Consider the following 8,599-nt stretch of genomic DNA (forward strand, 5'->3'; position numbering starts at 1 on the left):
GTCATGGACGACCGAGCGGTTCTGGGTCAGCGTCACCGAGCCGGTGGCATCGACGCTGATCAGGAAGGCGACGGTGCCGGTGTCGTTGGCCAGATAGCCTTCGACCTCGCCGCTGCCATTGAGGCGCAGCAGGATGTCGTCGCCGCTGATCGTGTCGTTGAGGCCGCTGTCGGCACCCGCGCTCTTGACGTCGAGCGCATAGGTGATGGCATCGGCGTCCTGGACAGTGTCGTGGTCGCTGTCCTTGAAGCCGTCGGTGCCGAACGCGGCGCTGAAGATGTTGGAGAAGTCGGTCGATGCGGTGTCGGTGATGTCGGTGTCGTCGGTGGTCAGCGTCGGCACCGTGCCGTCCGCCGTGATGCTTGGCCCGTCATCCTCGAAGGTGAAGGCGTCACCGATATTGGCCGTCGCGTCGGCGGTGTCGCCGTCACCATCGGTGGCGGTCGCGGTTAGCGTCACCAGGTCGGCCGCGGCCAATACCGCCGCCGAGCCACCGCTCTCCACCGGATCGCTCGCATCGTCATGGACGACCGAGCGGTTCTGGGTCAGCGTCACCGAGCCGGTGGCATCGACGCTGATCAGGAAGGCGACGGTGCCGGTGTCGTTGGCCAGATAGCCTTCGACCTCGCCGCTGCCATTGAGGCGCAGCAGGATGTCGTCGCCGCTGATCGTGTCGTTGAGGCCGCTGTCGRCMCCCGCGYTCTTGACGTCGAGCGCATAGGTGATGGCATCGGCGTCCTGGACAGTGTCGTGGTCGCTGTCCTTGAAGCCGTCGGTGCCGAACGCGGCGCTGAAGATGTTGGAGAAGTCGGTCGATGCGGTGTCGGTGATGTCGGTGTCGTCGGTGGTCAGCGTCGGCACCGTGCCGTCCGCCGTCACTGACGGGCCGTCGTCATCGACATGCAGCTTGTCGCCGACCGATTCGGTCACGGTCAGGCCCTGCGATATGTCGACCCTGCCGATATCGAACTTGCCGACGTTTCCGGTGACCTGGAAACGGTTGAACGTTTCGACCGCCTGTGTCCCGCTGTTGTCGGTGAACCACTGCACCGTATAGGCATCGTTCAGCCCCTGGACCGTTGCGGTCCCGTTGGCATTGAAGGTGACGACGCTGTTCGTTGTGGTGGTATCGGTAACGACCGCCCCGTTCCCGTCCCTGACAACCACGCGCAGGATCGTCACTGAGGCATCGTCGGCAAGCGCGCTGTCGCCGGCGTCATTTCCAAGATCGGGGCCGGCGTCGGGAAGATCATTGTCGATGTAGCTGCGGCCGTCTTCGGGGTTGGTCCCCGCGCCACCGGCGCTGAACGCCCCGACCGTCAGCGTGAAGTTGGTACCCGGGCTACCCTCGGTTTGCGAGATGAAGATCGTGGCATCCGTGACGTCGATAAAGTCGTCATAGTTCATGCTGTCGATGTCGTCGAAATTGCCTACGGCCTGCCCGGAGACGAAGCTGAACACGGCCGTCTCACCCGGGTCGAACATCTGGTTGTTGACACCGATGGTGGCACCGTCGCCGCCCTGGCTGGTCTTGATGTTGTCGCCCGAATTGTCGAGCCCACCGTCGGCCTTGATGACCGGATGCAGTCCGCTCACCGTCAACCCCAGGCCCGCTTCGCCCACCACCACGAAGAGATTATTGCCGGAATCGAGAATGTCGAAATTGAAGGATGTGGATCCGGTCGCGGAGACGTTGAGGACGTCGGTCCAGTCGATCTGGTCGTCGCCACTCGTGGTATCTGGATGGGCGATGGCCTCGAAGGTCACCATCTCAATGCCGGCGCTGAGACTGTCACCGGCCGCGTTCAGGTAGAAGGCGGCGACGACATCGCCGACACCCTCGGTTGGGCTGGTTGTCGCCAGCACGATCGTCCCGTTCGCATAGGAATGGAGATAGATATTGTCGCCATCGACCGTCTGCAGCGGGTTGCCGCCGAAGATGACCTGGTCGCCGTCGAGCGGATCGCCGCTGGCATCGGAGAAGAACAGCTTGTTGATCGTCCCCCCGTCCGGGTTGACCGTGACAAGGCCCGCGCCGGAGACCGCGGCCTCGACGTCGTCGGCATAGGCAAGCTGTCCGGCAGACAGTTGCAGGTCGCCGGCGAGGCCGTTCAGAAACGTCTTGAAAGCAGAGGAAAGCCCAGTGAGGTCGTTGCTTACCGCGGTATCGCCGTCAGTCAGCCCCGAACTCTGATCCAGTATCAACGTGCCGTTGATGTCGATGGTCGCGGTCATGGTCGTCGTCCCCTGGTGAGGTTGAATCTAACGATCCGCACATCCAGTAGCGCCGAAATGACCCGCCCGGGTCTACCCCCCAACGCGCATTGAATTTGCGGTTTCGATTGGCAGTGTGTCGCCGGGTGAGAGGACGCGTCCATTGGCGCTTCGATAGTATTTCGGTTAATGTCCGAACCTGATCGAACGATGTATATCCTTCGATATATCAGACCTGACGGGTGCTGCTGACCGCAGCCGCTTGCGAGCCGCAGGCGTCTACGGGGGCGCAAAGCCTCATAATGGTGCTGAAAGATGGGGGTCAGATCAGGTCGATGCGAGCCGTTTCCGGATGGCCAGCGCTTTTGCCATGCGCCACCCAGGCTAGTTCCGCCCGGCTGCCGAGGTTAAGCTTGGCGTAGACATGATGCAGATGCATCTTCACCGTGCCTTCGGACACATTCAGCTGTTGCGCGATGGTCTTGTTGCGCAGGCCGCGTGACACAAGGCCGGCGACTTCCGTCTCGCGCCCAGTAAGCTTCGGCGCGGGTTGAGGCAGCGGTCTCGGCACCAGCAGATGCTGGAGGATGTGGTTGTCGACCCACTTTCGACCGGCTGCCACAGCGTTGACGCATTCGACAAGGTAACGGTGACTGATGCCATCCATCAGCAGGCCGTCGGCATCGAACCCCGGGATTTCGTTGATGTCGAACCCACCGTTCGGCTGCAGGATATAGATGATGCCCAGAGGGCTGCTGGTGGCTCTCAGCCTTGAGGACAGACCGGCCGCCTGCCGGTCCGCAACATCCAACCCTATGATGACAAGATCAGGCCGATGGCGCTCCACCAAGGGGAGAACCTCAATCGTGCGGTGGCAGACTGCGACAACACTATGTCCAGCCCCCCGCAGAACCCACTCCAGACCGGCGAGATAGACCCCCCGCGGGTCCGCTACAACCAGGGTCGACATGCGAACACCGTCCGTAAAAAACGCAACGAACTTTGTTTAATATGTCAGGAAACCAGAGCCTTGAGCAATTGTCAAGAATTCGCTAATATACTAATATAGTGAAGGCTATAAAAGAAACCCGTGGGCGTTCTCTGCGCGGCGCGGGCATCGCCGAATCTGGCACATCCATACATTCGATGGGCTCCACCGAGACGCTCGCAATTGCGCAGGGTGCCTCTTAATTCTACGCCTGTTCGTCCGCCGGCGATGACAGGTTTTTGAAGGGTCTTCTCCCTGGGCTGGCTGGCGGAGCTACTCGCAAAGCCGAATCATATGTTCTATGCTCGCCGGCGTCACGGCGCTCGACCGCCGTGATCGGAACTGAGGTCTGTTGTCCTAAGGCGGGGGCGTCCATGTTCGAGGTCGTCGGATTTTTTCGGCAGCAAGGGTCGATTTTGAAGGGCCGGCGCATCGTCAGCGCTCTTGCTCTGGTCGCCGCTGTGTTCGGGCTGTTGCTGCTCGCACCGGAAGCGGCGAATGCGAAGCCGAACTGGACGCTTGACCCGGCAAACTCGACCCTCACCTACCAATCGGTGAAGAAGAACACCATTGTCGAGACCAACAAGATCAGGAACCTCTCCGGCACGTTGACAGCGGACGGCGCCGCCAAGGTGACCTTCGATCTCAACTCGGTCGACACCGGCATCGATCTCCGCAATGTCCGCATGCGGTTCCTGTTCTTCGAGACCTTCAAATTCCCGACAGCCGAAGTGACCGCGAAAGTCGATCCTGCCGCCTTCGCCGATCTGGCGACGAAGCGGCGGATGACGGCGCAGATTCCGTTCCGGCTCAGCCTGCACGGCGTCGACAAGGACCTTGTCGCCACTGCCGTCGTCACCATGATCACCGACTCGATGGTGTCGATCGCTTCGGACGCCCCGGTCGCGGTGCATGTCGAGGATTTTGGCCTGCTCCCCAACGTCGAAAAGCTGCAGCAGGCCGCCAATGTCAGCAGCATCGTGCCGACCGCTTCGGTGTCCTTCGATTTCGTCTTCACTGCCGACGGCGCAAAACAGGCGCCGCCGCCGGCCGTCGCGGCAGCTGCGGGTGCTGCAACCGAGGTCGGACCGGTCGCTACCGACGCCGCGAAAACGACCTTCAGCGAGGACGAATGCATGAACCGGTTTGCGGTGCTTTCGCGCACCGGAGCCATCTATTTCCGCCCGGCAAGCGCGCGGCTCGACGAAAAGAGCCGGCCGTTGCTGGCCGAGGTGGTCGACGTCGTCGGCAAATGTCCGAAATTGAAGGTCGAGGTGTCGGGCCATACCGATTCCGACGGCTCGCCCACGGCAAACAAAACCCTTTCGGAGCGGCGCGCCAGGGCGGTGGCCGACGCGATCATCGCAGCTGGCATTCCGTCGACGCAGATCGCGGCCACCGGCTACGGCGAGGAACGGCCGGTGGTGGCCAACGACACGCCGAAGAACAAGGCGTTGAACCGGCGCATCGAGTTTTCCGCCACGCCGCTCATCAACTGAACAGGGATTTGTCGTAACGGTGCGTTTCAATCTGATTGAAAATGGCAGCGGCCTCCTGCGTGGCATCGGTCTGACCGTGCTGCTGCTGGTTTGGGGTTTGAGCGCAGCCAATGCCGAACGCCGCATCGCCCTGGTGCTCGGCAATGCCCACTACCAGAACGCGCCGGCGCTTCCCAATCCGGTGAACGACGCGCAGGCGATGGCCGATCGCCTGAAGACCCTGGACTTTGAAGTCGTCTCCGGCTTCGATCTCACCAAATCGCAGACGCAGGAGAAGATCGCGCAATTTGCAAAGCAGGTGCGCGGCGCTGATATCGCGCTTTTCTTCTATGCCGGCCATGGCTTGCAGGTCGGGGGAAACAACTATCTGCTGCCTGTCGATGCCGCGCTGGAGGACGAAACCTCGCTCGACTTCGAAGCCGTGCAGGTGGATTTCATCTTGCGGCAGATGTCGCGTGAATCCGGCATCCGGCTGGTGTTCCTGGATGCGTGCCGTGACAATCCTCTGGCCGACGTGCTGGCCAAGGAGACCGGCAGCGCGGCAAGCAGCGGCCTGGCCGAAATCCCGATCGAAAACGGTGGCGCCGGTACGCTCGTCGCCTTCGCCGCCAGCCCCAACCAGGTAGCCTATGACGGATCGGGCGAACATTCGCCGTTCTCGGCAGCCTTGCTGGCCCATATCGGCGACGCCAACGTCTCGATCACCGAGACGATGAACCGGGTTACATCAGAAGTGTTCAAGGCCACCGCCGGCAAACAGCGGCCATGGATCAACGTCTCGCTGACAACCGAAGTCGTCCTTCACAAGGTCGATCTCAATGCACCGCTGATCGTCGGCGATTCCGACGCCGCGGCGGCCGAGACCGGTTCGCCGGCGCGCAGCAATGGCGCCGGCGCGGCCACGTCGTCTGCCTCCGACGCCAACGCGCAGGCAGCGCTGGAACAGCTGCGCCAGGAAATCCCCAAGCTGGGCTCGGACGCACCGGTCCTTTTCGACGTTCCGGTCAACTTTGGCGACCCGGCGATCGACGGCAAGAGCATCGCCCAGCTGATCCAGGGAAAGCCGCATTTCAGTCCGGTCGAAGGCCTCGAAAAGTCCGTCTGGGACAATCAATGCAGCAACTGCCATCAATGGACCGAGGAGCGGCTGTGCGACCAGGCCAAGACCTACGTCACCAATGACGTCTCGGTGTTGCGGCTGCAGCACCCGCTGGGCACGCGCTTCAAGGTGGCGCTGGGTAGATGGGCGCAAGGTGGCTGCAAGTGATGCTAGGGCTCTGCCTAACGCAGCGCCTCGATCTCGGCCAGCTGGATGCCCATTTCGACAAAGGCTGACAGCACGGAGGAGCGGTCCGCGATCGCCACCCGCGCCAATCCGGTCAAGATCCCGGCATTGACGGCATGGGCGGCGGAAAGCGGCCGCGGGCTCGACCCATTTGTCCGCTCCACTCCAGAACCATTGAGATGACATTTTACCGCGAGCGCAATCCAGACGGCCGGCGTCCTCTGCTGTGCCGCCGCCGCTTCGTCGACTGCCGCGAGGCGGCCTGGATTGTACGGATCGCTGACCCAGTCCTGAACAAGCGCCAGCAGCGCGCGGTCCTGCTCTTCGAGCAGTTCGGTCAGGTGGCCCAGGCATTCATGGCCCCACCAGATCGCGGCCCGGTCAGGCAAAAGGTAGGCGCAGAAGGTGATCGCCTCTTCAGGTGTCCGTCCCGCCAGGAGCAGGCGGCAAAACTCAAGCGAAGGCTGGTCGGTGGGAACGGCCGTCATGTCGCGGGCGGCAGCGGCGTTCGCAGCGAAGAGATCGCGCGCGGTTTTGAACTGGAGCCCGTTGGCCATCGCTGTTATTTTTTCCTCACCGAGCACTCAAGCCTCCGGCGAGGCGCGGGTCAAGTCTCTGTCCGTTGCTCTGGGTAGCATCGGCCACTGCCGCATCCATGAGGTTGTTCACAGACAGCGGCTTTGGAATTTGGTATGGTGGATCACCGGACCATGGTCCCAAAAAGTGGAAACCGGTTTTTGGAAAAGATCATGGTCAAACAGAAAAGTTGGAGCCCCGTCCCGATCCGATCGGGATGGATCCGGCTCTAATGAAACCGGATGCTCAAAGAGGAGTAACCGTTATGAAGTATGGCAGTTCAGCCTTTGCGTTGGCGGTCGTGCTCTTGTCGAGCCACGCTTCCGCCGATCCGCTTCAGAAATCAGAAGACATCGTGAAGTTTTTTGCCGGCGCGGCCGACCTCGGCAAGGCGCGTGGCATATGCGTCGGCACCGAGGACGAGTGCAAAAGCAAGACCAAGGCAAAGGAAGGGCCGCCCGAAAAAACCAGCCTCGATATGCTGATCAATTTCGGGCTGGATTCAGCCGAGCTCGACACGACGGCGCGCGCTGAACTTGGCGAGTTCGCCAAGGCGCTGAAGGATAGCCGGCTGAGCAGCCTCGACTTCGTCGTCGAGGGCTACACCGACGCCACCGGCACGGTGCCCTACAATGAGGGCCTGTCGCAACGCCGCGCGAAATCGGTGGCGGCCTTCCTGACGGCCAGCGGCGTCGAGGCCGGCCGCATCAACGCGATCGGCCTGGGCGAAAAGAATCCCCGCAGCCCCAACCCCTACGATCCTGCCAACCGCCGGGTGGAAATGCGGATAAAGACGCAATAGTGAATCTGGTCGTCGGAGAGATCGTGCCCAAACAGTGACATAGAGCCCCATCTCGAGATCATCGAAATGGGGCTCGATCTCTTTGTCCAAATCGGTTCCGGATCTCGCTGGCCTCGACCTTCGGTTCGAGGCCGCCCTGGGATTTCGGCGGTCAGTTCTTGAGCACGCCGCCCACCGCCACGCCGGTGCCGAAGATCAGCGCCTTGGTCAGGAAATCGTTGTTGTTCTGCGGCGGCTCATCCTCTCGCACCACGGTCTCGCGGTGGCGCTGAACAACCAATTGTTTCTTGCGAGGCTTCTGCGCCACCGGCTTTTGTGTGCGGACCTTCTGCACCACCTGCTTTTTCGGTGCCGCCGCACGGGCCTGATCGGCAGCGTATCTGGCGCGGACCTGATCCATCATCGGATCCGTCTGGATCACCAGGAACGCCAGCTGCTCGCGCGTCAGATAGGTGGTCTGCGGCAGACCGTTCTTCTCTTGCCAGACGCCGATCGCCTGGCGGGTCTGCGGGCCGATGTTTCCGTCGATACGGCCAAGTTCGTTGCCCAAGGCTTCGATGCGCAACTGCAGATCGATGCGGCCCTGGCGATCGAGACCGATCGCAGCTTCCGTCAACTCGGTGCCGGGCGTTTGCTTCACCTCGTCCGAAACACCGACCGAAGTGCGCACGGCAGAGCCGGAACTGGCGTTCGCCTGACTCGTGTCGAGTGCCGCGACCTGCTTGTTTTGGGCATTGGGGTCCTTCAACGCATCGATGTTGAGCCGCGCCACCGTGGCGAAGCGGCCGTTCGGAAACTGGTCGAGATAGGCTTCGTAGAACGGAACGGAATTGCGCTTGGAAGCCTCGTCCCAGAGCCGCTGTTCGACTTCCCAGGACGGAGGATCATTGGTTGCCACGGGCGCAACTGTCGTCGTGGTGTCTTTCGATGCGTCGGCGACAGGCTTTTCGGCAGGCGCCGCTTCCGCGGAGGGTTTTCCAAGGAAGACCTCGCGTCCCAGCGAGGCGTTGTGCCAGGGCCGCTGCCGTCCTTGCGTGGTCTCGGTCACTTCGCCGCGCACACGCGTCAGCGCGCTCTGGATTTCTACGCCGGGTTCGGTCAGGTGCCTGGCCAGTGCCGTGGAGTAGGGGCTGTCGACGCCGTTGCCGTCGAATGCGATGGCGCCCGGATCCGTTGCATAGGCAATCAGCAGGCCGCCGGTGCCAACCCCGTCGGATTTCGCTTCGACCGGGGCC

7 protein-coding genes are annotated in these 8,599 nt (G+C 62.1%); 3 read left to right on the plus strand and 4 right to left on the minus strand.

Annotated features, from left to right (window positions below; translation table 11 throughout):
• On the minus strand, window positions 1–2,235 hold a 2,235-nt coding region (locus AC1DXN_RS30660), incomplete at its 3' end, for a DUF5801 repeats-in-toxin domain-containing protein (RefSeq protein ID WP_477421804.1).
• 301 nt (window positions 2,236–2,536) lie between these two features.
• The gene (locus tag AC1DXN_RS30665; protein ID WP_477278418.1) at window positions 2,537–3,184 is read right to left on the minus strand and encodes a LuxR C-terminal-related transcriptional regulator; all 648 of its coding nucleotides are present in this window, start codon (window positions 3,182–3,184) and stop codon (window positions 2,537–2,539) included.
• A gap of 392 nt (window positions 3,185–3,576) precedes the next feature.
• Between AC1DXN_RS30665 and AC1DXN_RS30670 the strand changes: the two genes are divergently transcribed.
• Entirely contained in the window at window positions 3,577–4,701 is a 1,125-nt protein-coding gene (locus tag AC1DXN_RS30670; RefSeq protein WP_477278420.1) for an OmpA family protein, read from the plus strand.
• A 19-nt stretch (window positions 4,702–4,720) separates the two neighbouring features.
• Entirely contained in the window at window positions 4,721–5,968 is a 1,248-nt protein-coding gene (locus AC1DXN_RS30675) for a caspase family protein (RefSeq protein WP_477278422.1), read from the plus strand.
• Window positions 5,969–5,982: 14 nt separating this feature from the next.
• On the opposite strand, the gene AC1DXN_RS30680 is transcribed toward AC1DXN_RS30675, so the two are convergent.
• Window positions 5,983–6,570, minus strand: a complete 588-nt coding sequence (locus AC1DXN_RS30680) for a DUF6931 family protein (protein WP_477278424.1) — start codon at window positions 6,568–6,570, stop codon at window positions 5,983–5,985.
• A 257-nt stretch (window positions 6,571–6,827) separates the two neighbouring features.
• Here AC1DXN_RS30680 and AC1DXN_RS30685 point away from each other — a divergent pair, with 257 nt between their 5' ends.
• Window positions 6,828–7,364, plus strand: coding sequence for an OmpA family protein (locus tag AC1DXN_RS30685; protein ID WP_477278426.1), 537 nt, complete (start codon window positions 6,828–6,830; stop codon window positions 7,362–7,364).
• A 151-nt stretch (window positions 7,365–7,515) separates the two neighbouring features.
• Here AC1DXN_RS30685 and AC1DXN_RS30690 read toward each other — a convergent pair.
• On the minus strand, window positions 7,516–8,599 hold a 1,084-nt coding region (locus AC1DXN_RS30690; protein WP_477421806.1), incomplete at its 5' end, for a peptidoglycan-binding domain-containing protein.

Source organism: Mesorhizobium sp. P2_H9, from assembly GCF_056403215.1.

Bases quoted from the DNA above. Each gene is read 5' to 3' on its own strand.
- AC1DXN_RS30665 (WP_477278418.1), bottom strand. From the start codon at position 3,184: ATGTCGACCCTGGTTGTAGCGGACCCGCGGGGGGTCTATCTCGCCGGT.
- AC1DXN_RS30670 (WP_477278420.1), top strand. From the start codon at position 3,577: ATGTTCGAGGTCGTCGGATTTTTTCGGCAGCAAGGGTCGATTTTGAAG.
- AC1DXN_RS30685 (WP_477278426.1), top strand. From the start codon at position 6,828: ATGAAGTATGGCAGTTCAGCCTTTGCGTTGGCGGTCGTGCTCTTGTCG.